This window comes from Nocardioides baculatus (genome assembly GCF_016735675.1).
Lineage (GTDB): Bacteria > Actinomycetota > Actinomycetes > Propionibacteriales > Nocardioidaceae > Nocardioides > Nocardioides baculatus.
In genome coordinates this window covers 181422-205268 of the sequence record NZ_JAERSG010000006.1, presented here as the reverse complement: position 1 = coordinate 205268, position 23847 = coordinate 181422, and the positions used below count along the sequence as shown (strand labels likewise).

General features: G+C 71.6%; 27 protein-coding genes and 1 pseudogene. 9 read left to right on the top strand and 19 right to left on the bottom strand.

The window, feature by feature from the left end; genetic code table 11:
* Positions 1 to 26 precede the first annotated feature (26 nt).
* Both JI751_RS18775 and dnaG read right to left on the bottom strand, forming a co-directional pair.
* Entirely contained in the window at positions 27 to 545 is a 519-nt protein-coding gene (locus JI751_RS18775; protein WP_201940059.1) for a hypothetical protein, read from the bottom strand.
* Positions 542 to 2446 (bottom strand): DNA primase, encoded by a 1905-nt coding sequence (gene dnaG / locus JI751_RS18770; protein WP_201940058.1) that lies wholly within the window; start codon positions 2444 to 2446, stop codon positions 542 to 544. The genes JI751_RS18775 and dnaG overlap by 4 nt, the downstream gene beginning before the upstream one ends.
* Positions 2447 to 2574: 128 nt before the next feature.
* On the opposite strand from dnaG, the gene JI751_RS18765 reads away from it, so the two are divergent.
* The gene (locus tag JI751_RS18765) at positions 2575 to 2835 is read left to right on the top strand and encodes a DUF3618 domain-containing protein (RefSeq protein ID WP_201940057.1); all 261 of its coding nucleotides are present in this window, start codon (positions 2575 to 2577) and stop codon (positions 2833 to 2835) included.
* Between the two features lie 33 nt (positions 2836 to 2868).
* A complete protein-coding gene (locus JI751_RS18760; protein WP_201940117.1) occupies positions 2869 to 3192 on the top strand; it encodes a YtxH domain-containing protein in 324 nt (107 codons plus the stop codon).
* On the opposite strand, the gene JI751_RS18755 is transcribed toward JI751_RS18760, so the two are convergent.
* The 7 genes from JI751_RS18755 to JI751_RS18725 form a co-directional block, all read right to left on the bottom strand.
* Positions 3193 to 4464: a deoxyguanosinetriphosphate triphosphohydrolase gene (locus tag JI751_RS18755; RefSeq protein ID WP_201940056.1), complete on the bottom strand. Its 1272-nt coding sequence runs from the start codon at positions 4462 to 4464 to the stop codon at positions 3193 to 3195. It abuts the gene before it with no gap.
* Positions 4465 to 4527: 63 nt separating this feature from the next.
* Positions 4528 to 5316, bottom strand: coding sequence for a VldE C-terminal domain-containing protein (locus JI751_RS18750; protein ID WP_504739130.1), 789 nt, complete (start codon positions 5314 to 5316; stop codon positions 4528 to 4530).
* Positions 5317 to 5635: 319 nt separating this feature from the next.
* Positions 5636 to 6775, bottom strand: a complete 1140-nt coding sequence (gene dusB, locus JI751_RS18745; RefSeq protein ID WP_201940054.1) for a tRNA dihydrouridine synthase DusB — start codon at positions 6773 to 6775, stop codon at positions 5636 to 5638.
* 58 nt (positions 6776 to 6833) lie between these two features.
* Complete coding sequence (locus JI751_RS18740; protein ID WP_201940053.1) at positions 6834 to 7412, bottom strand: hypothetical protein; 579 nt, start codon at positions 7410 to 7412, stop codon at positions 6834 to 6836.
* Positions 7413 to 7901: 489 nt separating this feature from the next.
* A complete protein-coding gene (locus JI751_RS18735; RefSeq protein ID WP_201940052.1) occupies positions 7902 to 8525 on the bottom strand; it encodes a hypothetical protein in 624 nt (207 codons plus the stop codon).
* Between the two features lie 45 nt (positions 8526 to 8570).
* Positions 8571 to 9971 carry a glycine--tRNA ligase gene (locus JI751_RS18730; protein ID WP_201940050.1) on the bottom strand — a complete coding sequence of 467 codons (1401 nt, stop codon included), beginning with the start codon at positions 9969 to 9971 and terminating at the stop codon, positions 8571 to 8573.
* 69 nt (positions 9972 to 10040) lie between these two features.
* Positions 10041 to 10370, bottom strand: coding sequence for an antibiotic biosynthesis monooxygenase family protein (locus JI751_RS18725; RefSeq protein WP_201940048.1), 330 nt, complete (start codon positions 10368 to 10370; stop codon positions 10041 to 10043).
* Between the two features lie 61 nt (positions 10371 to 10431).
* Between JI751_RS18725 and JI751_RS18720 the strand changes: the two genes are divergently transcribed.
* From JI751_RS18720 to JI751_RS18705, 4 genes are read left to right on the top strand one after another with little or no spacing between them, the layout of a single operon-like run.
* A complete protein-coding gene (locus JI751_RS18720; protein WP_201940046.1) occupies positions 10432 to 11358 on the top strand; it encodes a metal ABC transporter substrate-binding protein in 927 nt (308 codons plus the stop codon).
* Entirely contained in the window at positions 11349 to 12140 is a 792-nt protein-coding gene (locus JI751_RS18715) for a metal ABC transporter ATP-binding protein (protein WP_201940044.1), read from the top strand. The genes JI751_RS18720 and JI751_RS18715 overlap by 10 nt, the downstream gene beginning before the upstream one ends.
* A complete protein-coding gene (locus JI751_RS18710; protein WP_307814374.1) occupies positions 12137 to 13144 on the top strand; it encodes a metal ABC transporter permease in 1008 nt (335 codons plus the stop codon). Before JI751_RS18715 ends, JI751_RS18710 begins: the two co-directional genes overlap by 4 nt.
* Positions 13131 to 13535: a Fur family transcriptional regulator gene (locus JI751_RS18705; RefSeq protein WP_201940041.1), complete on the top strand. Its 405-nt coding sequence runs from the start codon at positions 13131 to 13133 to the stop codon at positions 13533 to 13535. The genes JI751_RS18710 and JI751_RS18705 overlap by 14 nt, the downstream gene beginning before the upstream one ends.
* An 18-nt stretch (positions 13536 to 13553) precedes the next feature.
* Here the strand turns inward: JI751_RS18705 and JI751_RS18700 are convergent, their stop codons facing one another.
* From JI751_RS18700 to JI751_RS18675, 7 genes and pseudogenes are all read right to left on the bottom strand, one after another.
* Positions 13554 to 14342, bottom strand: coding sequence for an isoprenyl transferase (locus JI751_RS18700; RefSeq protein ID WP_307814372.1), 789 nt, complete (start codon positions 14340 to 14342; stop codon positions 13554 to 13556).
* Between the two features lie 190 nt (positions 14343 to 14532).
* Complete coding sequence (locus JI751_RS21260) at positions 14533 to 14688, bottom strand: hypothetical protein (RefSeq protein ID WP_236666526.1); 156 nt, start codon at positions 14686 to 14688, stop codon at positions 14533 to 14535.
* 130 nt (positions 14689 to 14818) lie between these two features.
* A pseudogene (locus JI751_RS22085) lies at positions 14819 to 15046 on the bottom strand (DUF1697 domain-containing protein); the annotation flags it as partial.
* Entirely contained in the window at positions 15043 to 15771 is a 729-nt protein-coding gene (gene recO, locus JI751_RS18690) for a DNA repair protein RecO (RefSeq protein WP_201940036.1), read from the bottom strand. The pseudogene JI751_RS22085 and the gene recO, both read right to left, overlap by 4 nt.
* A 44-nt stretch (positions 15772 to 15815) precedes the next feature.
* Positions 15816 to 16691 carry an alpha/beta fold hydrolase gene (locus JI751_RS18685; protein ID WP_201940035.1) on the bottom strand — a complete coding sequence of 292 codons (876 nt, stop codon included), beginning with the start codon at positions 16689 to 16691 and terminating at the stop codon, positions 15816 to 15818.
* A 16-nt stretch (positions 16692 to 16707) separates the two neighbouring features.
* Complete coding sequence (gene leuA / locus JI751_RS18680; protein ID WP_201940033.1) at positions 16708 to 18435, bottom strand: 2-isopropylmalate synthase; 1728 nt, start codon at positions 18433 to 18435, stop codon at positions 16708 to 16710.
* A 174-nt stretch (positions 18436 to 18609) separates the two neighbouring features.
* Positions 18610 to 19368: a class I SAM-dependent methyltransferase gene (locus tag JI751_RS18675; RefSeq protein ID WP_201940031.1), complete on the bottom strand. Its 759-nt coding sequence runs from the start codon at positions 19366 to 19368 to the stop codon at positions 18610 to 18612.
* A 35-nt stretch (positions 19369 to 19403) separates the two neighbouring features.
* On the opposite strand from JI751_RS18675, the gene JI751_RS18670 reads away from it, so the two are divergent.
* Genes JI751_RS18670 through JI751_RS18660 form a run of 3 tightly spaced genes read left to right on the top strand, consistent with a single transcriptional unit; the run spans position 19404 to position 21362 of the window.
* Positions 19404 to 19889 carry a flavodoxin family protein gene (locus JI751_RS18670; protein ID WP_201940029.1) on the top strand — a complete coding sequence of 162 codons (486 nt, stop codon included), beginning with the start codon at positions 19404 to 19406 and terminating at the stop codon, positions 19887 to 19889.
* A complete protein-coding gene (locus JI751_RS18665; RefSeq protein WP_201940027.1) occupies positions 19886 to 20704 on the top strand; it encodes a septum formation family protein in 819 nt (272 codons plus the stop codon). The genes JI751_RS18670 and JI751_RS18665 overlap by 4 nt, the downstream gene beginning before the upstream one ends.
* Before the next feature lie 7 nt (positions 20705 to 20711).
* On the top strand, positions 20712 to 21362 hold the full coding sequence (locus tag JI751_RS18660) for a pyridoxamine 5'-phosphate oxidase family protein (RefSeq protein WP_201940025.1): 651 nt from the start codon (positions 20712 to 20714) through the stop codon (positions 21360 to 21362).
* Positions 21363 to 21504: 142 nt separating this feature from the next.
* On the opposite strand, the gene JI751_RS18655 is transcribed toward JI751_RS18660, so the two are convergent.
* The 3 genes from JI751_RS18655 to JI751_RS18645 are packed head-to-tail and all read right to left on the bottom strand — an operon-like array spanning position 21505 to position 23838.
* Positions 21505 to 22008, bottom strand: coding sequence for a GNAT family N-acetyltransferase (locus JI751_RS18655; protein WP_201940022.1), 504 nt, complete (start codon positions 22006 to 22008; stop codon positions 21505 to 21507).
* 2 nt (positions 22009 to 22010) lie between these two features.
* Positions 22011 to 23069 carry a GTPase Era gene (gene era, locus JI751_RS18650; RefSeq protein ID WP_201940020.1) on the bottom strand — a complete coding sequence of 353 codons (1059 nt, stop codon included), beginning with the start codon at positions 23067 to 23069 and terminating at the stop codon, positions 22011 to 22013.
* Entirely contained in the window at positions 23062 to 23838 is a 777-nt protein-coding gene (locus JI751_RS18645) for a siderophore-interacting protein (protein WP_201940018.1), read from the bottom strand. The genes era and JI751_RS18645 overlap by 8 nt, the downstream gene beginning before the upstream one ends.
* Positions 23839 to 23847: the final 9 nt, after the last annotated feature.

Sequence of the window (23847 nt, the reverse complement as noted above, 5' to 3'; positions counted from 1 at the left end):
AGCAAGCAGCGAGCGCCCGGGAGAAATCAGGGCAGCCCGACCTCGATGCGCATCGCCTGGAGCGTCGCCCGGGCGACCTCGCGCACGGCCGGGTCGTCGGGATCGAGACCCTCGTCGTACTCGTAGACCCACTGGACGCCACCCGAGCCGGACGGTGCGCGGCGGGCGATCACGCGCAGCCCGCGACGGCCGGCCACGGCGACGTGGCGCTGGAGGACGACGCTGGCGGTGACTCGCTCGCGAACCAGCTCGAGGAGCCGGCCGGGGTCGGTCAGGACCGCCGTGTGGACCGGGCGCTGCTCGCCCCACGTGCCGACCTCCGAGAGCCGGAAGGTGTCGGTGTCGCGATCCCAGTCGGCGGCCTCGACCTGCTCCCACGGGACGCGGCGGGTGTCGTCGCCACCTGATCCGGCCCTGGCGAGGTAGAACGCGTCGCGGGTGCCGGCGAGCACGGCGCCGTCCTCGGCGGCCGCGGACGCGAGCACCCGCTCCCCCGGCCCGACCGCGACGGAGGGCGACGACGTACGCGACCAGAACGGGCTCATGAGGTGGCTCCTGCCTGGCCGACGGCGCCCTCGCGCAGCTTGCGGCGGTGCTGCTCGAGCATCACCAGCTCACCGAACATCCGGTTGTACTCGAGGGCGTGGTCGACGGGGTTGGTGCGCTGGAGGCGCGCCTTGACGTCGGCGATCCGGCGGGACGTGGTGAGCTCCTGGAGTCGGTAGACGTAGGCGACCGCGAAGGTCGGGTTGGGGTCGGACGTGCCACGCACCGGCTCGACACCGAGCTCCGTGATCGCAGCGACGACGGCGGGATCCGTCGCAGCGCCCCGCACCTTGTTGGCCCAGCCGGGGTCGTCGGCACCGCCGGCCGGTCCACCGGCGGTCGTCACCGCCTCCCAGACGCCCTGGAACGTCGGGTGCGTGAAGTCGCCGGTGGTGACGTGCGCCGTCGTGCGCCCGACGCCGGCCGGGTGCTGGATGACGAGCTTGAGCATCTCCCGCTCGATGAGGAAGCGAGGATCGGACAGGCTCGGCAGCGCGGGCCTGGGCGGCTCCACCTGCTCCGGCGCCTCCGTCGCGCGGGTGGTCCGGCGATCGTCGGGCTGCTTGGCCGGCCTGCTGGCCGCCCGCCGCACCTCGGTGCGGACCTCGTCGACGTCGACGCCGACCATGTGGGCGAGCTCGCGGGAGAAGGAGTCCATCTTCGTCTTGTCGCGGATGCCGGCCACCAGGCCGGCCGCGTCGCGCAGTGCGTCGATGCGACCGTCGGCCCGGTCGAGGTCGTGACGGAGCAGGATGTTGTCGAGGGCGAAGCGGTAGAGCGGCTGGCGCTTGGCGACCAGCTCGCGCACGGCCTCGTCGCCCTCCTTGAGCCGCAGGTCGCACGGGTCCATGCCCTCGGGCGCCACGGCGACGTAGGTCTGGGAGGCAAACACCTGATCGGTCTCGAGCACCTTCATCGCGGCCTTCTGCCCGGCCGAGTCGCCGTCGAAGGTGAAGATGACCTCGCCGCTGGTGGTGTCGTGGTCGCCGAGGAAGCGCCGCAGCACCCGCGCGTGGTCCGTGCCGAACGCGGTGCCGCACGAGGCCACCGCGGTGCGTACGCCGGCGAGGTGGCAGGCCATCACGTCGGTGTAGCCCTCGACGACGACGGCCTGCTGCGCGTCCTTCATCGCGGTGCGGGCCAGGTCGATGCCGTAGAGGACGTGGCTCTTCTTGTAGATCGCGGTCTCGGAGGTGTTGAGGTACTTGGCCTCGATGCGGTCGTCGTCGAAGATCCGGCGGGCGCCGAAGCCGATGGTGTCGCCGTTGGCCTCGCGGATCGGCCAGACGAGGCGCCCGCGGAACTTGTCGTAGTGGGAGCGGCCGAGCGCGACGAGGCCGGCGGCGACGGACTCCTCGTCGGTGAAGCGACGGCCGCGGAGGTGGCGGGTGAGCGCCTCACCGTCGCGCGGGGCGAACCCGACACCGAACATCTGGGCGGCGGCCTGGTCGAAGCCGCGCTGGTCGAGGAACTGGCGCGCGACGACGGCGTCGGACGAGCCGAGCTGCTCGGCGTAGAACTCCTGGGCGACCTTGTGGGCCTCGATCAGCCGGCCGCGCGCCGGACCGCGCGGTCGTACGGGCTCGTCGTCGCCGTCCTCGCGGCGCAGCTGGACGCCGAACTTCTCCGCGAGCCGCTCGACCGTTTCGGTGAAGGTCAGCCCGTCGACCTTCATCACGAAGGCGATGACGTCGCCGCCCTCCCCGCAGCCGAAGCAGTGGAAGAACTGACGCGCCGGGTTGACGTTGAACGACGGGGTCTTCTCGTCGTGGAACGGGCAGAGGCCCTTCAGCGACCCGCCGCCGGCGCGCTTGAGGGTGACGTACTGGGACACGACGTCGTCGATCCGCGCCTTCTCGCGCACCTCGGCGATGTCGTCGTCGCGAATCCGGCCTGCCACGCCGGGGAGTCTACGGGCGCGGACCCACCCCGGACGGCCGGTCTCCACAACCCTCGCAGATCATGGCGGCGCACCCCTAGGGGTTGGCGCGGCTGGTGTGGACGCACCGGGTTTGGGAGGGTCGAACAATGACTGCTCAGCACGGAGCGCCAGAGGGTCAGGCCCCCGGCGCACAGCCCCGCACCCCCGAACGGATCGAGGCCGAGATCGAGGCCCAGCGGGCCCAGCTCGCCGGGACGGTCGACCAGCTCGCCGCGAAGCTCGACGTGAAGTCCCGGGCCAGGGAGAAGGTCGCCTCGGTCAAGGACCGGCCGGAGGTCGTCGCCGCGACCGGGTCCCTGGTGGCGATGGCCGTGGTGCTCCTGCTCTGGCGCCGACGCTCGCACTGACCACACCACACGAACCACCTGAGGGAGATCACCATGAAGAAGCTCACCCTGCTCATCGCCGGAGGCATCGGCTACGTGCTCGGCACCCGCGCCGGACGCGAGCGCTACGAACAGATCAAGAAGGCGGCCACCCGCGTCAAGGAAGACCCGCGCGTGCAGGAGAAGGCTGCGCAGGCCGCCGACCTCGCCAAGGAGAAGGCCCCGATCGTCAAGGACAAGGTCGCCGCCGCCGCCAGCACCGCGGCCGACAAGGTCACCCCGTCGGGCAGCGACCACCGCTCCGAGCTCGAGGACCAGCTCAACCCCGAGAGCACCGCGCTCCAGGACAACCCCTACCCGCAGGGCAACCTGCCCTGATCAGTCGACCAACGCGTGGTGGCGGGCGACGGCGCTGGCGTCGGTCAGTGACGCGACCTGGTCGATGACCACGCGGCGTCGGGCCGCGTCGTCGGCGGCGTCGTCCCAGTCCTGCACGAAGACGGGGTCGAGGGCGTCGACGCCGCGGTCCCACAGCGCCTCGACCAGCTCGGCGACCAGCGAGCGCTGTCGTTCCATCAGCGTCACGCGGTCGTCGGCCTGCATGACGTAGTGGGCGGCGATGCCCTTGAGCACGCCGATCTCCACCTCGGTGGCGGCCGGGACGACCAGGTCGGCCCGGTGCCGGACGAGCGGCTCGCCGCCCGCTGCGGCGAAGGTGGACTCCTGCACACTGCCGCAGAACCGGCCGATGAGGTCGCTGGTGAGGTTCTTGATCGCGGCCAGGCTCCGCCTGCTGCCGTCGTACGACGACCGCGGCCAGGAGCCGATCGCCCGCAGGTCGGCCAGGGCCCGGTCGAGCGCGGCGTCGTCGATGCCCGGCAGGTACCACGACCGCACCGTGGCCCAGAGCGCGTCGCGGTCGAGGCGGGTGAGGTCGAGACGGCCGGCGACGATGCCGTCCTCGACGTCGTGCACCGAGTAGGCGACGTCGTCGGCGAGGTCCATCACCTGCGCCTCGAGGCACCGGCCACGACCGTCGACGCCGTCGCGCAGCCAGTCGAAGACCGGGAGGTCGTCGTCGTAGACGCCGAACTTCACGACCACGCGCGGAGTGCCGTCGGCGTGAACGCCGTGGGGGCCCTCGGCCCCCGCGCGCGACCAGGGGTACTTGGTGCAGGCATCGAGGGTGGCCCGGGTGAGGTTGAGCCCGACCGACCGGCCGTCGGCGTCGAACGTCTTCGACTCCAGCCGGGTGAGCAGGCGCAGCGTCTGGGCGTTGCCCTCGAAACCGCCGCACCCGGTGCTGAGCTCGGCCAGCGCCCGCTCGCCGTTGTGGCCGAACGGCGGGTGGCCGAGGTCGTGCGCGAGGGCCGCGGTCTCCGCGATGTCGGGGTGCGTGCCGAGAGCCCGGGCGAGGTCGCGGGAGATCTGGGCGACCTCGAGGCTGTGCGTGAGCCGGTTGCGGACGAAGTCGTCGGTCTGCGGACCGACGACCTGCGTCTTCGCCGCCAGCCGGCGGGACGCCGCTGCGTGCACGACGCGCGCCCGGTCGCGCTCGAACGCCAGCCGCACGGGCGCGTCCACGCGCTTGGGCGGCTCGGCCACGACGCGCTCGCGCGCCGCGTCGTCGTACAGGTCCTCGATGCTCATCGGCCGGTCAGCCTAGCGAGCGCCGAGGACGCTGCACGACGGGACGGCAGCCTGGATGCTGGATCAGTAGACCGTGACGTGCACGTGGTCGTAGTGGTTGGCCGTCGTCGAACCACGGTCCGACATGCCGCGCCAGCCCTCGCCGGACCGCTCCACCGACCAGATGTTCTGCGAGAAGATGATGTACTCGATGCCCAGCGCCGCGTAGTTGGCGCGCAGGAAGTCGGCCACGGCCCAGCCGGTCTCGCCGGTGACCATGATGTCGATGGCGCGGCCCTGGCCGTGCTCGCCGTCGCCTCGCCACGTGCCGTAACTGGTGATCGAGGGCCAGTTGGCGCACACCACGTCGTGGATCTCGTAGAGCGAGGCGCGCCCGGCGGAGATCGACGAGCCGTTGGAGCAGACGCCGCTGAGGCTCGGGCCCTTGGGCTCGGGCTCCGGCTTGTCGGCGCTGAGGTAGTCGGAGCTGACCCAGCGCGACTGGCCGTCGATGACGACCTGGGTGCGACCCATCTGCTCGCGACCGGTGACGGCGACCTGCTTGATCGCGCCGACCTCGCCGAACTTCTCGGACTTCTCCGACGGGCCGCCCCAGAGGTTGAGCGCGTCGGTGGTCCACATGGACCGGTCGAGCTTCTTCGCCATCCGACGTGCCTGCTGGTCGACCTCGAGGTCCTGGCGCGCGGCCGACTCGGCCTTGGCCGCGGTGCGGATGGTCGACCGCGAGACGACGTCCCCGCGGCGGGCCAGCGCCGTGCTGCCGGAGCCGGAGGCTCCGGAGACGGACTGGGTCCCGGACGAGGCCAGGAGGTTGTCGTCGGAGGTGGCCGGCTCGGCGGCCAGGATGCCCATGGTCACCGCGGACAGCGTCGCCACGACGGCGAGCGGTGCGGAGACGAGGACGGATCGGGGGATTCGGGACGGTTGGGGGGCAGCAGGGGTTTCCCGCTTGTGGCGATGCTGAGCCACAGCGCTGATCCTTTGCAGTTGCTGACGGGGGACAGAGCGCCGATCCACGGGCTGATGTGCTTCTCGGGGGCCCGTGCCCACGTCGACGCGATCATCGAGTAGAGCACACGATTCCGGGCCTGTCCCAAATCTTCACAGCAAAATCATGCGTGTTCCGGGTCACCAGCCACGATTAGCTACGTATGACTACAGGGCGGCCCTGTCACCCGCCGGTGGTCTCGTTCGCGTCCTCGCGCAGGTGCGCTCCGCGCCCGTCGGTGTCGTCGAGCCACCCCTCGGGGAGCACCACCTTCTTGCGCGGCGCACCCTGGCGCCCGCGCGGCGTGCCGAGCTCGCGCTCGGGGAACGGCGCGTCCTCGGCGAGCCCCTCGAGCAGCGTGTCGAGCGCGGCGAGCGAGTCGACGAGGGCCAGCTGGTGGCGCAGCTCGCCGCCGGCCGGGAAGCCCTTGAGGTACCAGGTGATGTGCTTGCGGAACTCCTTGCAGCCCCGCTCCTCCCCCATGTGCTCCGACAGCAGCTCGGCGTGCCGGCGCATCATCACCTTGACCTCGCCGAGGGTCGGGAGCGTCGCGACAGACTCGCCGTGGAAGGCGGCGGCCAGGTCGCGGAACAGCCACGGCCGGCCGAGGCAGCCGCGGCCCACGACGACGCCCGCGACACCGGTCTGCTCGACCATCCGGAGCGCGTCGGCGGCCTCCCAGATGTCGCCGTTGCCGAGCACCGGGATGTCGACGTGGTCGACGAGCGCGGCGATGGCGTCCCAGTCGGCCTCGCCCGAGTAGGCCTGCTGCACGGTGCGACCGTGGAGCGCGATCGCCGCGACGCCGGTCTCCTGCGCGATCCGGCCGGCGTCGAGGTAGGTCAGGTGGTCGTCGTCGAGGCCCTTGCGCGTCTTCATCGTCACCGGGACGTCGTACGGCGTCGCGGCGGAGACGGCCGACGTGAGGATCTCGCCGAGGAGGCCGCGCTTCCACGGCAGCGCTCCCCCGCCGCCCTTGCGGGTCACCTTGGGGACCGGGCAGCCGAAGTTGAGGTCGACGTGGGCCACGCCGAAGTCGGCGCAGAGGATCTCCACGGCCTTGCCGATGTAGACCGGGTCGGTGCCGTAGAGCTGCACCGAGCGGACCGTCTCGAGCTCGTCGAAGACGAGCATCTTGCGCGTGGTCTCGTCGCCCTCGACCAGCCCGCGGCTGGTGATCATCTCGCAGACGTAGAGGCCGGCTCCCTGCTCGGCGCAGAGGCGGCGGTAGGCCGCGTTGGTGATCCCGGCCATCGGCGCCAGCACGACCGGCGTGTCGACGTGGACCGAGCCCAGCGTCAGCGAGGTGGGAAGTGCGGCCATGCCTCCATTGTCGCCGCGGGCCGTCCGACGACCGAAATCAGGGGCGCGCCGGCCCGGCTCAGAACAGCTCGGGCCCGCCGGCGCCGAAGACCATCCGGTGGAGGCCGCGGGTGCGCAGCACCGTGGTGCAGCTCCCCGCCGGCAGGTCGCACGCGGCCACCCGCACCCGGATCCGGTCGGGTGGACCGCCGAAGAGGTAGTCGTAGCGCCGCGGGAGCGCGATGTAGGCGGTGTCGGCGTCCTGCCAGCCTGCGAACCAGCGCCACGGGTTGTCCCACGCCGGGTCGATGCGCGCACCCGTGGTGGGGTCGGTGATCCGCAGGCGCGCGGTCCGGCTCACGCTTAGAGCGAACCTGCCGTCAGGCGAGAGGAAGCCCGGGTCCCCGATGTCGGGGTCCCCGGTGGGGCGACCGTCCTGGAGGTGGACGGGGGTCCCCGTGTAGGTGTCGACCGGGAGGCCGACCGGGATCTCCGAGCCGTACGCGCCGACGGTGGCGGCGGACGTGGTCTCCCCGGTGCTCAGGTCGGTGCGGACCCGCTCGATCCTCCCCGTCACCTGTCGCCAGTAGACGTACTGCGCGTCGAAGCCGAGGACGCCGGGTTCGGCCTCCTCGTAGAGGTCGGTGTCGTCCCCCATCCCCTGCGACGTGGAGGACGACCTTGCCCGTGATCAGGTCGACGACGACCACCCGTGCCGAGCGGCCGTGATCGATCCTGGGGCCGTCGAAGTCGACCCACCCGGCCAACCTGCCGTCCGGCGACACCTCCGGCATCGGGTACCCGCCGTTGAGCCAGGTCAGGCCCCGCCCGTCGTACCACGCGAGTCGGTACCCGTCCGCGTAGCTCGTGGCGAGCCGCAGGAAGTAGCCGTGCGGGGATCGCTGGATCTGGATGATCCGCCACGGAGCGAGGTCGGTGACGACGTCGCCGTCGTGGAGCCTGGTCCCTCGGGCCCAGACGAGGTGGCTCGGGTCGTAGGTCTCGCTCGCCGGGCGGAAGGCACGGGTTCCGACGGCGAGGGCGCCTGCCGGGAGCGCACCGCTGTGGCCGGCACGCTCCTCGGCACGGCTCGCCGAAGGTGCCGAGAACGTCACGGCGGCGAGCACCAGCGCGAGTGCGGTGCGGATCATCCCTTCTTCTCATTCCTCTTCCCGCCGGACGTGCCCGGGCGAGCCACCTTGCCGGACCACGTGATCGGGTCGTAGCCCTCGGTCGGCTCGAAGACCATGTCCCGGATGCGGGCAGCGTCGGGCACGAGGTAGACGAGGCACATCGCCGACTCCGAGCCGGCAGCGAACGGCGTCGGCAGGGGTCCGCTCTGGCAGGCGGAGAAGTCGCCGCCGAGCGTCCAGGGCGCTCCGAGCGTGCCCTGGTCGTCACGCAGGTAGAGCGGGACGTCCAGGCCGGCGAGGTCGGCCTCGCCCGCGTTGGCGAGGGTGACGGTGACGAAGTAGGGACGCGCGTCGGGCATCACCTCGCTGACCCACCCGTCGAACACCGACTCGTCCTGCTCGGCCACCGCGTCCACGCTGACGTCGAGCACCCCGGTCAGGTCGGCCCTCGGCTGCCAGACGACCGTGGCCTCCTCGCCGAGGTCGAGGTCCGTGCCGGGGTCCGTGCCGACAGCAGGATCGACCGCCGCCGTGGGCGTCGGCGCCGGGGACGCCTCGGGGTCGTCGGGGGCGCACGCGGACGCGGCCAGCACGAGGACCGTCGCCAGCCCCGTCATCGGGAGGATCGCGCGCCGCATGCCGACATCGTCACACGGCGTGGCCGCCCGGCGCGGGCGCCGGCGTCAGCAGCCGACGAGCTTCTCCGCGAACCAGCGGGTGATGCCGTCGAGGCTGACCCGCTCCTGGCTCATCGTGTCGCGCTCGCGGATGGTGACCGCGTTGTCGTCGAGGGTCTCGAAGTCGACCGTCACGCAGAATGGCGTACCGATCTCGTCCTGGCGTCGATAGCGGCGACCGATCGCGCCGGAGTCGTCGAACTCGACGTTCCAGTTCTGGCGCAGCTCGGCGGCCAGGGCCTTGGCCTTCGGCGAGAGGTCGGCGTTGCGGCTCAGCGGGAGGACCGCGACCTTGACCGGAGCCAGGCGCGGGTCGAGCTTGAGCACGACGCGCTTGTCGACGCCGCCCTTGGTGTTGGGGGCCTCGTCCTCGGTGTAGGCGTCGATCAGGAACGCCATCAGCGAGCGGGTCAGGCCGGCCGCGGGCTCGATGACGTAGGGCAGGTAGCGCTCGTCGGCGGCCTGGTCGTAGTAGGACAGGTCCTTGCCGGAGAACTCGCTGTGCTGCTTGAGGTCGAAGTCGGTGCGGTTGGCGATGCCCTCGAGCTCCTCGAAGTCACGACCCGAGAACCCGAAGCGGTACTCGATGTCCGTCGTGCCCTTGGAGTAGTGCGACAGCTTCTCCTCCGGGTGCTCGTAGTGACGCAGGTTGTCGGGGTTGATGCCGAGGTCGACGTACCAGCGGGTGCGCTCCTCGATCCAGTAGCGGAACCACTCGTCGTCCTCGCCCGGCTTGACGAAGAACTCCATCTCCATCTGCTCGAACTCACGCGTGCGGAAGATGAAGTTGCCGGGCGTGATCTCGTTGCGGAAGCTCTTGCCCATCTGGGCGATGCCGAAGGGCGGCTTCTGGCGGCTCGACGTCACGACGTTGGCGAAGTTGAGGAAGATGCCCTGCGCGGTCTCGGGCCTCAGGTAGTGCAGGCCGGACTCGTCCTCGATCACGCCGAGGTAGGTCTTGAGCATCATGTTGAAGTTGCGGGGCTCGGTCCACGCGTTGCGGGTGCCGCAGTTGGGGCACGCGATCGACTCGTTGATGTCGACCGTGTCGGGGTCCTCGATGCCCTTCTTGGCCGCGTAGTCCTCCTGCATGTGGTCCGCACGGAAGCGCTTGTGGCAGGACTGGCACTCGGTCAGCGGGTCGCTGAAGGTGCTCAGGTGGCCGCTGGCCTCCCAGGTGCGGGTCGGCAGGATCACGCTGGAGTCGAGGCCGACGACATCGTCGCGGCGGGTGACCATGAAGCGCCACCACTGGCGCTTGATGTTCTCCTTGAGCTCGACCCCGAGCGGGCCGTAGTCCCACGCGGACTTGGTGCCGCCGTAGATCTCACCGCACGGGTAGACGAAACCTCGGCGCTTGGCGAGGGAGACGACGTTGTCCAGGGCGGTCGGGGCGGGCTTGGCCACGGTGGGGTTCCTTCTGCGTTCCCGGGCCGGCTGGCTGCCGGTCCATGTTGGTTCAGGCGGGGCGAGCGGTCAGCCTAACGAGCGGGGCTGGGACTCGTTGAGGTCGGTCCCCTCCTCCACGACCTCGTAGGCGCTGGGCTCGTCCACCGCGTGCACCATCAGCGGCTGGATGTGCATCTTGCCCTCGTACGACCCCAGTGCCCGCCGGTAGGACCCGACGTTCTCCCAGCGCGTGGTCAGCACCCACAGGGTCGGGTCGTCGACGTTGCGGCCGACCTCGCCCCCGACGTGGCCGGGCTTGCCCGCCAGGATCTCGAGCGCGCGCAGCAGGCCCCGCCGCAGCTCGTCAGTCGCGGCGAGGTCGTGGCCGGGGGCGCGGAGGCGGGTGACGACGAGCATGCGCCCACCCTACGGCCGCCGCGTTTGACAATGGTTCTCAATATTGGTGAGAATCGTTCTCATGTTGTCTGTCATCCGACCGGTCGCCCTCGCCACCACCCTCGCCTCAGCCCTCCTCCTTGCGGGCTGCGGCGGACCTGCTGACGACGCCGGGAATGGTCGCTCGGCCGTCGCGGCGTTCTACCCGCTGGCCTGGGTGACCGGTCGGGTGGCAGGCGACGGCTGGACGGTGGACAACCTGACCGCTCCGGGCACCGAGCCGCACGACCTCGAGCTCGGGATCAAGCAGACGGCCGCCGTGGCGGAGGCCGACCTGGTCGTCCTCGAGCACGACTTCCAGCCGGCCGTCGACGAGAACGTCGAGACCAACGCCCCCGATGCTGCCGTGGTCGACGCGGCCGAGGTCGTCGACCTGATGCCGGCCTCGGAGCACGAGCACGAGCACGAGGAGGCCGGCCACGACCACGGCGACCTCGACCCGCACTTCTGGCAGGACCCGCTCCTGATGGCCGACCTGGCCGACGCGGTCGCCGACCGGCTCGCCGAGCTCGACCCCGACGGCGCAACGACGTACGCCGACAACGCCGCGGAGCTGCGCACCGAGCTGGAGACCCTCGACCAGGAGTACGCCGACGGCCTCGCGACGTGCGAGCGCACCACGACGGTGGTCAGCCACGAGGCCTTCTCCTACCTCTCGCGGTACGGGCTGACCTTCGAGGCGATCGCGGGCCTCTCCCCCGACGCCGAGCCGACGCCCGCCGATCTGGCCCGGCTGCAGGACCTGATCACCACCGACGGGATCACCACCGTCTTCTCCGAGCGGCTCGCCAGCACCAAGATGGCTGACTCCCTCGCCGGCGACCTCGGGCTCGAGACGGCGGTGCTCGACCCGATCGAGGGCCTGTCCGACGAGACGGCCGACGAGGACTACCTTTCGCTCATGGGCGAGAACCTCGACGCGTTGCGGACGGCCAACGCATGTCAGTGACACCGGATGCTCCCGCACCCGTCGTCGTACGCGGTGGGTCGGTCGCCATCGGCGGCCGGCCGATCCTGCGAGGCATCGACCTGACCGTCGAGCCCGGCGAGTTCCTCGCGCTGCTGGGCGCCAACGGGTCCGGCAAGTCCACGCTCGTCCGCGCGATCACCGGCCTGCTGCCGATGGCTGCCGGGTCGGTCAGCCTCTTCGGGACGGCGTACGCCGACTTCCGCGACTGGCACCGCATCGGGTTCGTCCCACAGCGCTCCACCGCCAGCAGCGGGGTCCCGTCGACGGTGTGGGAGGTCGTCGCGTCGGGGCGGATCACCCGCCGCCGTCCGTTCCTGCCGCTCTCCCGGGAGGACCGCCAGGCCATCGCCGACGCGATCGACGTCGTCGGCCTCGGCGACCGCGCCTCGATCGGCATCTCCCAGCTCAGCGGCGGGCAGCAGCAGCGCGCGCTGATCGCGCGCGCACTCGCCGGGCAGCCCGACCTGCTGGTGCTGGACGAGCCCGCAGCCGGCGTCGACCTGGCCAACCAGCAGGCCCTGGCCGACGCGCTCGGCGTGCTCAAGGCGCGCGGCGCGACGATCGTCCTCGTCGCCCACGAGCTCGGTCCGATGGAGCCGCTGATCGACCGTGCGGTCGTGATGCGCGACGGTCGCGTGGCGTACTCCGGTCCGGCCCTCGGCGCGCGCGACGGCCACGACCACCACCACGCCGAGGGCAGCACGCACGACCACGTCCCCCACGTCGGGTCGCCGTTCGACGGGCTCGGAGGCGGGCGGTGAACGACTTCCTCTCCCTCTTCTCGCTCCCCTTCATGCAGCGCGCCCTCGTGGCCGCGCTCCTCACGGGTCTGGCCGCTCCGGCGATCGGGACCTTCCTCGTCCAGCGGCGGCTCGCGCTGCTCGGTGACGGGATCGGGCACGTCGCCGTCACCGGTGTCGCGATCGGACTGCTGACCGGTGCCTCGCCGACGTGGACCGCCGTGGTCGTCGCGGTGCTCGGCGCCGTGCTGATCGAGGTGATCCGCGAGCGCGGGCACACCAACGGGGACGTCGCGCTGGCGCTGCTCTTCTACGGCGGCCTCGCCGGCGGCGTCCTCATCACCGGCATCGCCGGCCAGGGTGCGGCCCGGCTGCAGGAGTACCTCTTCGGCTCGCTGACCAGCATCTCCGCCGGCGACGTGTGGTTCACGTTCGGGCTCACCGTGGTCCTGCTGGTGACGACCCTCGGCCTGCTCCCCCAGCTCTTCGCGGTCGCGAGCGACCCCGAGTTCGCCCGCGTCGCCGGGCTGCGGGTGCGCGCCTACAACCTCCTGATCGCGGTGCTCGCGGCGGTCACCGTCACGGTCGCGATGCGCACCGTCGGCCTGCTCCTGGTCTCGGCGCTGATGGTCGTCCCGGTCGCCACCGCTCAGCAGCTCGCGCGATCGTTCCGTACGACGCTCACGGGAGCGATGGTCGTGGGGGTCCTGGCCGCCCTGGGCGGCCTGCTGCTCAGTGCCGCGCTGTCCTTCCGGGCGACGGTCGCGCCGGGACCGACGATCGTCCTGCTGGCGCTGGCGATGTTCGCCTCGACCTGGCCGATCGGGGTGTGGCTGCGGCGGCGGCGCCGGCTCCTCTCGCCCTTCCCCGCGGTGGAGAGCACCTCCCACACGGTCACCGACGAGCACCCGCACGAGCACGGCCAGGCCTGCGGCCACCCCGCGGTCCCGCACGAGGACCACGTCGACTACGTCCACGACGGCCACCGGCACGCCGTACACGGAGAGCACTATGACGAGCACTGAGCGACCGGCCGTACGCCCCACGCGCCAGCGGCGCGCCGTCGCCTCGGCCCTGGCCGGGTTCGACGACTTCCGCAGCGCGCAGGAGATCCACGACCTGATCTCGCGCCAGGGCGACTCGGTCGGCCTGGCGACGGTCTACCGCACCCTGTCAGCGCTCGCCGATGCCGGCGAGGTCGACATGCTGCGCAACGAGGACGGCGAGGCGATCTGGCGCAGCTGCTCCGACACGCACCACCACCACCTGGTGTGCCGCACGTGCGGCGCCACCGTCGAGGTCGAGGGGCCGGCGGTCGAGAAGTGGACCGGCGCCATCGCCGCCGAGCACGGCTACGCCGACATCAGCCACACGCTCGAGATCTTCGGCACCTGCCCGGCCTGCCTGGTTTCGTGACGGCGCTGGCGCGCCTCCTCAACCACCGGTAGGAGGATTGGGCACTGCCCCGCCGTAGCGACGATCCCGGCTGGCGTACGTCTCGATGGCCGACCACAGGTGGCGACGGTCGACGTCGGGCCACAGCACGTCGGTGAAGACCATCTCGCTGTAGGCCGCCTGCCACAGCATGAAGTTGGACAGCCGCTGCTCCCCCGAGGTGCGCCAGATCATGTCCGCGTCGGGGAGCTCGGGGACGTAGAGGTGGCGGGCGAAGGTCTTCTCGTCGATCTTGTCGGGGTTGAGCCGGCCGGCGGCGACCTCGCGGCCGATCGAACGTGCGGCGTCGGCGAGCTCGGCGCGTCCGCCGTAGTTGACGCACATCGTGAGGGTGAGGACGTCGTTGTCCTTCGTCATCTCCTCGGCGACCTGGAGCTCCTTGATCACCGACCTCCACAGCCGCGGCGCGCGGCCCGCCCAGCGCACGCGCACGCCGAGCTCGTGCATCTCGTCGCGGCGACGCCGGATCACGTCGCGGTTGAAGCCCATCAGGAAGCGCACCTCGTCGGGCGAGCGCGACCAGTTCTCGGTGGAGAAGGCGTAGGCGCTGATCGCCTTGACGCCGATCTCGATGCCGCCCTCGACGACGTCGAAGAGCGTGCTCTCCCCCTCCTCGTGTCCCTTGGTGCGCGGCAGCCCGCGCTGCTTGGCCCACCGTCCGTTGCCGTCCATCACGATCGCGACGTGCTCGGGGACGAGGTCCTTCGGGACCGGCGGCGGGGTCGCGCCGCTCGGGTGCGGGGTCGGCGGCCTCACCTGTCGCTTCACGGCCGCAAGCGTAGTGCGGTCGGCGTACGCCGTCCGGACAGAACCGCCTGGTTGCCGGACAGTCGTGCTGCGTCCCGCCTCGATCACGACATGACTGTCCGTCAGCTCGCGGGAGGGCACGAGGAACCGGCGGCCCTGGCCCTTGAGTCGCCCAGAGACTCAACGTGCATCCCGGGCGTGTCGCCGACGATCAGGGGTGGCCGACGCGGGCGAGCAGGCGCTGGACGGTCCCGACACCTCGAGACGTGGCCCGGACCCCGAGCCGCCACTCGATGACGGGAGTGCCGTTGCTGCGGCGCTCCACGTGGTTCAGGACGATCGCGTGGAGGTGGTCGGCGGCCAGCACCGTGACGTCGCCGCGGCCCGGGTCCCACGGCAGCCTCCGGGAAGGGTGACGGGCCGTCGAAGAGCGTGAGCTCGCAGCCGTCCGGCAGCGCGTCGAGGTCGAGGTCGACGAGCCAGGCCACGGGGCGTACGACGGCGAGGTCGGCGTAGTCGCACACGGTCGAGAGCCGCTCGGCCACCGCATCGGCGAGCGGCTGTGGATCACCCGCTGCCGTGAAGGCGACGGTGCCGTTGGACAGGTGGCTGAGCACGTCGGTGGCGCCTGCGGCGGCGAACGCGTCGAGCAGCTGGTCCCGGCTCGGGCTCCGTCGCTGGCCGACGTTGAGGTTGCGGAAGAACGCGACCGATGTCGCCGTCATCGCTCGACGTAGGCCATCGAGCGCAAGCCACGCTCGAGGTGCCAGGCGAGGTAGGCCGAGACGAGGTTGCTGGCCTCGCGCAGGTGGCGCGGGTCGGCGGCGTGCACGAGGGGCCAGTCGCCGACGAGCAGCGCGCCCAGCACGACCACCGTCTCGGAGGCGGGGGTCGCGGAGCCCGGCAGCCGGTCGGAGGCGCACAGCACGCCACCGGCCGACGGGTTGAAGAAGCGGTGCGGACCCTCGACCCCGCACTGCACGCAGTGGTCGAACGACGGGGCGTAGCCCGCGACCGACAGCGAGCGCAGCAGGTAGGAGTCGAGGACCTGCTTGGCCGGGTGCTCGCCACCGGACATCGCCCGCAGGCCGCCGACGAGGAGCAGGAACTGCTGGACGGCCGGCTCTTTCTCCTCGGTCACGAGCCGCTCGGCGGTCTCGAGCATGACGGTGCCCGCGGTGTAGCGGTCGTAGTCGAGCCCGAGCCGCGAGTTGAACGGGTCGAGGGTCTCCGCCTGGGTGATCACGTCGAGGCTGCGGCCCTCGGCGAGCTGGAGGTCGACGTGGGTGAACGGCTCGAGGCGCGAGCCCCAGCGCGACGTCGTACGCCTCACGCCCTTGGCGACCGCGCGCACCCGCCCGTGCTGACGTGTCAGCAGGGTGATGATGCGGTCGGCCTCACCCAGCTTGTGGGTGCGCAGCACGACCGCCTCGTCGCGGTAGAGGGGCACGCGACCATTCTCCCCCACCCGCGGTGCCGCGGCCGGCTAGGGCGTCAGCGTTTCCGGGCGCGCGCCGTGGTCGTGGCTGCGGCGGCGCCGGCCGTGGCCCAGCAGTCGAGTGCGAAGTCCGTGGCGGCCGCGGTCAGCCGGTCCGGGCGGAAGCGCCACTCGAGGATCGAGGTGGCCCGCTCCATCCGGACGTGCGGCAGCTCGGCGGCGAGCATGTCAGCGTCGACGAAGGGGTGGATCGGGTCGATCGGGTGGCCGACGACGAAGACGGGCGCCTGGATCCGGCGACGCTGGCTCGACGACGGTGCGAGGCGGCCGAAGATCACGCCGTGCAGCACCGACGCGACCGAGTCGGCGCGGTGGTCGACGGTCTCGAGGCCGATGCCCGCCCAGAACGGCACGAGCCCCCGCGGGATCGAGCGCGAGACCTTCTGCAGGGTGTTGGCGGTGAAGGGGAGGTAGCGCGCGGCGAGCATGATCGGCACGAAGGCGAGAATCCCGGCGACCAGCGCGTTGTTGAGCACGGGCATCTCGACGATCAGGCCCTTGACCCGCTCGGGCGCGATCACGGCGACCTCGAGCGAGACGTTGGCGCCGAGCGACGTCCCGCCGATGACGGCCTGTTCGGCGCCGAGGTGGTCGAGCAGCGCCACGACCTGCTCGCCGAACGACGTCATCGAGTAGACGAGCGGGTCGGCCGGCTGGTCCGAACGGCCATGCCCGAGCAGGTCCAGGGTGACAACGTGCAGGCCCTGCGCCGCCATCGCCCGCGCGAGGGGCTGCTGCATCCGCCGCGGCATGAGCAGGCCGTGCAGCAGCACGACCCACTGGTCGCCCGAGCCGTACTCGGTGTACTCCAGCCGGTCGCGCCCGCCGTCGGACTCGACGAAGAACTGGCCGATCCGCTCGCTCACCAACATGACGTGAATGTACTGCTCACGCCCGGTTGACGGCGCTGATCACGGCCTTGAGCGAGGCGGTGACGATGTTGGCGTCGAGCCCGACGCCCCACAGCACCTTCTCGCCGACGGCGCACTCGACGTAGGCCGCCGCGATCGCGTCGCCGCCTGCCGAGAGCGCGTGCTCGGCGTAGTCGAGGACCCGCACGTCGTGGCCGAGGCCGGAGATCGCATCGACGAAGGCGGCGATCGGTCCGTTGCCCTCACCCGACAGCTCCTGCCGCTCGCCGTCGACGTACACCCCGACGGTGAGCTGGTCCTTCTCACCCGCCGCGCTGGAGGTGTGGACGGAGTCGAGCTCGAGCGGGGTGCGACGGTCGAGGTACTCGCCGCGGAAGACCGCCCAGATCTCCTCGGGGGTGATCTCGCCGCCCTCGGTGTCGGTGTGCTGCTGGACGACCCGGCTGAACTCGATCTGCGCGCGACGCGGCAGATCGAGCTTGTGCTCGGACTTGAGGACGTAGGCCACGCCACCCTTGCCGGACTGGCTGTTGACCCGGATCACGGCCTCGTAGGTGCGCCCGACGTCCTTGGGATCGATGGGGAGGTACGGCGCCTCCCACGGCAGGTCGCGCACGTCGACGCCCTGGTCGGCCGCCTGCCGGTCGAGGTCCTCCAGGCCCTTCTTGATGGCGTCCTGGTGCGAGCCGGAGAAGGCGGTGTAGACGAGGTCGCCGGCGTAGGGGTGGCGCGGGTGGACCGGCAGGTTGGTGCAGTACTCGACCGTTCGACGGACCTCGTCGATGTCACCCAGGTCGACCTGCGGGTCGATCCCCTGGCTGAACAGGTTCATCGCCAGCGTGACCAGGTCGACGTTTCCGGTGCGCTCGCCGTGGCCGAAGAGGCAGCCCTCGACGCGGTCGGCGCCGGCCATCAGCGCCAGCTCGGTGGCGGCGACGGCGGTGCCGCGGTCGTTGTGCGGGTGCAGGCTGATCGCGGAGTGCTCGCGGCGGGTCAGGCCGCGGCCGAAGTACTCGATCTGGTCGGCGTAGGTGTTGGGCGTCGACATCTCGACCGTGGCGGGCAGGTTGAGGATGATCTCGCGGCCGGCCTCCGGCTGCCAGACGTCGGACACGGCCTCGCACACGCTCAGCGCGAAGTCGGTGTCGGACTGGGTGAAGATCTCCGGGCTGTACTGGTAGCCGAAGTCCTCGGTGCCGACGATGCCGCCCAGCCGCTCCTCGGCGTACTTCATCACCATCTCGGTCCCCCGCACCGCGATGTTGCGGCACTCGTCGGGGGTGACGTTGAAGACGACGCGCTGGAAGAGCGGCGCGGTCGCGTTGTAGAGGTGGATCGTCGCGCGCGGGGCGCCGACCAGCGAGTCGACCGTGCGCTCGATGAGGTCCTCACGGGCCTGCGTCAGCACCGAGATCTGCACGTCGTCGGGGATCCGGTCCTCCTCGACGAGCTTGCGCACGAAGTCGAAGTCGGTCTGGCTCGCGCTCGGGAAGCCGACCTCGATCTCCTTGTAGCCCATCTTCACCAGCAGCTCGAACATGGTGAGCTTGCGGGCGGGGGTCATCGGGTCGATCAGCGCCTGGTTGCCGTCACGCAGGTCGGTGGAGAGCCACCGCGGCGCCTTCTCGACCTTCTTCGTCGGCCAGGTGCGATCGGGTACGTCGACGGGGACGAACGGCGTGTAGCGACCGAACGGCATCGGGCTGGTGCCCTGCTGGTTGCTGGTGTTGCTCAGGTTGGTCATGACTTCCTCGGTCTGCGTCAGGGGCGACCGGCGCGCACCACACTCCGCAACGAGGGGGCCGGGGTGTCAGGCCTCGTTGCGGCTGGGAAGGAGGAGTCGGCTGCGCATCATGACGGGTTCACGATAGCCCGCGCCGGCCGGTGCCGGCGCGGGTCCGGCCACAACGTGGACACCTCAGGCCCGCCCGCGGGCGGCGTACGCCACCGCGGTGACGTCGAACGGGCCGTCGCCGAGGTTGCGGCGCAGCACCTGCTCGAGGCGGGTGCGGGCCTCGGGGTCGAGGGCGGCGATCGCCTCGCCCGCCGGACCGACGCCGTGCTGGTAGGGCTCCCACCACTCCTCGAAGGTCGGGTGGGTGACGGTGACGGCGAGCTCGTCGGCCTCGATGTCGGTCAGGCCGGCCTGCTCGAGGATGCCGACCAGGCTCTCGCGCGACCCGCCCTGGAAGTCGCTCTCGTCGGGGTGCTGTGGCGCCACCTCGGCCATCGCCGTCCACAACGGCGCCATCGGCGCGCGGGAGCCCCTGAGGTCCCAGACCGTGGCGCCGACCCGGCCACCGGGCCGGGTCACCCGCGCCATCTCGCGCACGCCGGCGACCGGGTCGGTCATGAAGTGCACGACCAGGCAGGCGGCCGCGACGTCGGCGGAGTCGTCGTCGAAGGGCAACGACTCGGCACCTCCCTGACGGACGTCCACGCCCGGGTTGCGGTCACGACAGGCGGCGACGAACGGCTCGCTCGGGTCGACGGCCACGACGTGGTCGGCCCCCAGCCGCTCGACCAGGACCGCGGTGAGTGCGCCCGGTCCGCAGCCGACGTCGACGGCGCGCTGCCCGGGCGCGACCTCGAGCCAGTCGACCAGCGTGCGGGCGAGCGGCTGGGAGTAGCGACCCATGAACCGGTCGTACGCCTCACCCGCCACATCGAAGCTCACGTCGATCGACGCTACTCGCCTCGTAGGCTCACGTCATGCCCCGATTGCTGGTGGTCCACCACTCCCCGACCCCGTCGGTCACCGCCCTGACCGACGCGGTGGTCGCGGGTGCCTCGGACGACGCGATCGAGGGCGTCGAGGTCGTCGTCCGCGCCGCCCTCGAGGCCGACGCCGACGACGTGCTGACCGCTGACGGCTACGTGCTCGGCACACCGGCGAACTTCGGCTACATGAGCGGCGCGCTCAAGCACTTCTTCGACTCGATCTTCCTCCAGGCCGGCGGCGCGCTCGCCGACGACGGCTCGGCAGGGGCGGTCAAGGGAGGCCGCAAGCCCTTCGGGCTCTACGTCCACGGCCGCTACGACGCCACGGGCGCGGTGCGCTCGGTGCAGTCGATCGTCGGTGCACTCGGCTGGCGCCAGGCGGCGCCGGTCCTGGAGGTGCTGGGCGAGGTCGCCGACGCGGACCGGGAGTCGGCGTACGACCTGGGCGGGACGCTGGCCGCCCTGGTGATGGCATGAGGACCCTCGTCGCGCTCGCGGCGCTCGTGCTGGCCCTGTCGGGTTGCACGTCGTCCCCGACGAAGCCCGTGAGCGACACCCCCTCGCCCTCGGCGTCGACCACCCCCACCGAGACCACCCCGCCGCCCGATCCCGGCCCGACGCCGAAGGTCGGCGAGTGCCACCTGCTGTCCTTCGGCCAGGCCGTCAACGTGGTGGGCCGCACCGAGCCGGTGAAGTGCAAGCGCAAGCACACGGCGGAGACCTACTTCGTCGGCCGGCTGAAGCTGGCGACCAAGGCCGGTCATGTTCGTCGCGTCGACTCGCAGGCCGCGCAGAAGCAGGCCCGCACGACCTGTGCGGCGCGGCTCCCGAAGCACCTGGGGCGTACGCCACGGGAGCTGCGGCTGACCCTGGCCCGATCGGTCTACTTCACACCTCCGCCCCAGCGCGCGGAGGCCGGCGCGGACTGGTTCCGCTGCGACGTGGTCGTCGTCGCCGGGCCGCGCCGGTTGCTGACGCTGCCGCGCGCCACGAAGGGGTTCGGCGCCGCTCCGGCCGTGGCGATGTGCGCCACCGCAGCGCCCGGCACCACGGCGTTCAAGCGGGTCGGGTGCGCCGCGAAGCACGCGTGGAGGGCGGTCTCGACCGTCGACCTCCCGGGCAAGCGGCTGCCGTCGAAGGGTGCCGTCGCCGACCTGATGGACGGTCCGTGCGGTGACGCCGCACGAGAAAGCGCCGCCGACCCGCTCGACTTCACCTGGTCGCAGGAGAGTCCGACGCAGGAGCAGTGGGACGCCGGGCAGCGCTACGGGATCTGCTGGGTCCCGGCATGATCTGCCCATGACCCCTCGCGAGCGCACCGACGTGCGCCGGCTGCCCGAGAAGCAGGTGCGCGACGTCGCGACGCTCCACGCGATCCTCGACGAGGCGCTCCAGGCAGCGGTCGGCTTCCAGGTCGACGGCCAACCGTTCGTGCTGCCGATGGCGTGCGCCCGCGACGGCGGGAGCCTGCTCCTGCACGGGTCCACCGGCAGCCGGCTGATGCGCGTGCTCGCGACCGGCGCTCCGGTCTGCGTCAGCGTCACGCACCTCGACGGCCTCGTCTACGCGCGGTCCGCCTTCGAGTCGAGCATGCGCTACCGCAGCGCGACCGTGCTCGGCACCGCCACCCTCGTCGCAGACGAGGAGAAGCTGCACGCGCTCGAGGTGCTCACCGAGCACCTGCTGCCCGGCCGCTGGGCCGAGCTGCGGGCACCGCGCGCCAGGGAGCTGGCGGCCACCACCGTGCTGCGGGTCCCGCTCGACGAGTGGTCGGTCAAGGTCGGCGACGGCTTCCCCGACGACCCCGACGAGGACCTCGACGAGCCGGTCTGGGCCGGCGTCGTGCCGATGCGCGTGGCGTACGACGACCCGGTCGACGCGCCCGACCTCGGGCCCGACCGCCCCGTGCCGCCGCACGTGCTGGCGGTCACCTCCGGCGACGGGAGCTGACCCCACCTGGGTGGCGGCACACGACACCCGGCCCCCGTTGGGTGGCGGCACACGACACTCCGAGGCGCCGATCCGGTGTCGTGTGCCGCCACTCAAGTCCTCGCGCGATGTCGTGTGCCGCCACCCACGGGGCACACAGCGGTCAGATCCGGCGACCGAGGATGACCTGTTTCTCGCTGAGGCCCGGACCGACGAGGTCCCAGCCGCGTGAGGCGTAGGGGTGCCGCGCCGGGTATGCAGGATCTGCGGTCGTCATGAGCAGCCAGCGGTCGTGCGGCAGGTCCGCGGTCACTGCGTCCAGGAGCACGCCGCCTGCGCCGAGGCCGCGAGCGGCGGGACGTACGCCGAGCGACACGAGCTCGAAGTGCCCGTCGAGCCACTCGTCGGCGAGGCCGGAGGGCCAGACCGCCGTCACCCGGTCGGTCCACCACTGACCGTTCTCGCCCGTGAGGCCGTAGGCGAAACCCATCAGCTCCCCGCCGCGACGGACCCGCGCGAGCCGGAAGCCCGCACGCGCGACGTGGCGGTCCCACGTGTCGGCACGCCACGAGGCGAGATCACGGGTCTCCTCGAAGACCTCCGCGTAGACGGGCCACAGCTCCTCGGCGTCCGCGTCGGTCGCGGCCGTGACGAGGTCGACCTCCACGCCTAGAAGCCGAGCTTGCGCAGCTGGCGCGGGTCGCGCTGCCAGTCCTTGGCGATCTTGACCTGGAGGTCGAGGTAGACGGGAGTGCCGAGCAGCGCCTCGATCTGCTTGCGCGCGGCCGTGCCGACCGAGCGCAGGCGGGCGCCCTTGTGGCCGATCATGATCCCCTTCTGCGAGTCGCGCTCGACGTAGAGGTTGGCCACGATGTCGAGCAGCGGCTTGTCGTCGGGCCGGCCCTCGCGCAGGCCCATCTCCTCGACGACGACGGCGATCGAGTGCGGCAGCTCGTCGCGCACGCCCTCCAGCGCGGCCTCGCGGATCAGGTCGGCAGCCAGCGCCTCCTCGGGCGCGTCGGTGAGGTCGCCGTCGGGGTAGAGCGGCGGCCCCTCGGGCAGCAGCCCGACCAGCAGGTCGGACAGCAGCTCGACCTGGTCGCCCTTGACGGCCGAGACCGGCACGATCTCGGCCCACTCGGTCGACGTCTCGGCGCCCAGCGAGGCGATGTCGAGGAGGTGCTGGCCCAGCTGCTCGGGCGTGACGAGGTCGGTCTTGGTGGCGACGGCGATGCGGGTCGTACGGCGCACCTTGGCGAGCTCGGTCACGAGGAACCGGTCGCCGGGGCCGATCTTCTCGTTGGCCGGGAAGCACACCGCGACGACGTCGACCTCGGCCCACGTCGTGCGGACGAGGTCGTTGAGCCGCTCGCCGAGCAACGTGCGCGGCCGGTGCAGGCCGGGGGTGTCGACGAGGATCAGCTGCGCGTCGTCGCGGTGGACGATGCCGCGCACGACGTTGCGGGTGGTCTGCGGCTTGGACGACGTGATGACGATCTTCTGACCGACGAGTGCGTTGGTCAGCGTCGACTTGCCCGCGTTGGGGCGACCGACGAAGGACGCGAAGCCGCTGCGGTATCCCTCCGGCGCCTGGTAGAACGCACCGGCCGGCGCGACCCCGGAGAGGTCGAACTCGTCGTCCAGCTCGTCATCGAGCTCGTCGTCCACCTCATCCTCCAGCTCGTCCTCGTCGAGCTCGACGGTGGTGTCGTCCTGCTCGTCAGCCATCAGTTGCCTCTCGCGCCGCGTCGTAGTCCGCCCAGATCTGCTCGTCACTCTTCCCTGCCGCCTTGCCCGCGCGCCAGACGGGGCCGGGGTCGACCGCACGCGGCTGCCGGCCGAGCGTCGCGCGCCAGTAGCCCATCACGTCGTAGTGGCTGGTCGGGAGGCCGATCTCGCGCATCAGGTGCTTGCGGATCGCGCGCATCTGCGCCGACTCCCCCGCCATCCAGAAGTAGCCGTCGCCCTCGGGCCAGTCGATGCCCTCGACGACCTGCGCCAGCGCGCTCTGACCGGGTGCGGGCGGCTCGAGCCACGTCACCTCGGCGTGCATGGGGAGGTAACCGGCGAGGTCGTCCGGGACCTCCGCGAGGACGTAGGACGGCAGGTCCGGGTGGCTCTCGAGGATGCGGGCCATCGCCGGCATGGCCGTCAGGTCGCCGGCGAGCAGCAGCCAGGCGGCGTCGGCGGGTGGCGCGAAGGAGGCCTTGGGCTCGGTGATCGTGACCGTGTCGCCGACGCAGTCGCGCGTCGCCCACTCGGTCACCAGCCCGACGTCGTGGACCACGATGTCGAGGACCAGCTCGCGTCCGTCCCACGACCGCACGGTGTAGTAGCGGCTCTGGAACTGACCGGGCACCACGAGGCCGACCCACTCGTCGGGTACACCGGTGCTGGCGAAGCCGTCGAGGCCGTCGAGGACGAGCCGGACGAGGTGGTCCGTCAGCGGCTCACGGCTCACCACCCGTGCGCTGAACTGGGCTGCCCGCGTGCTCATCCGCCGAGG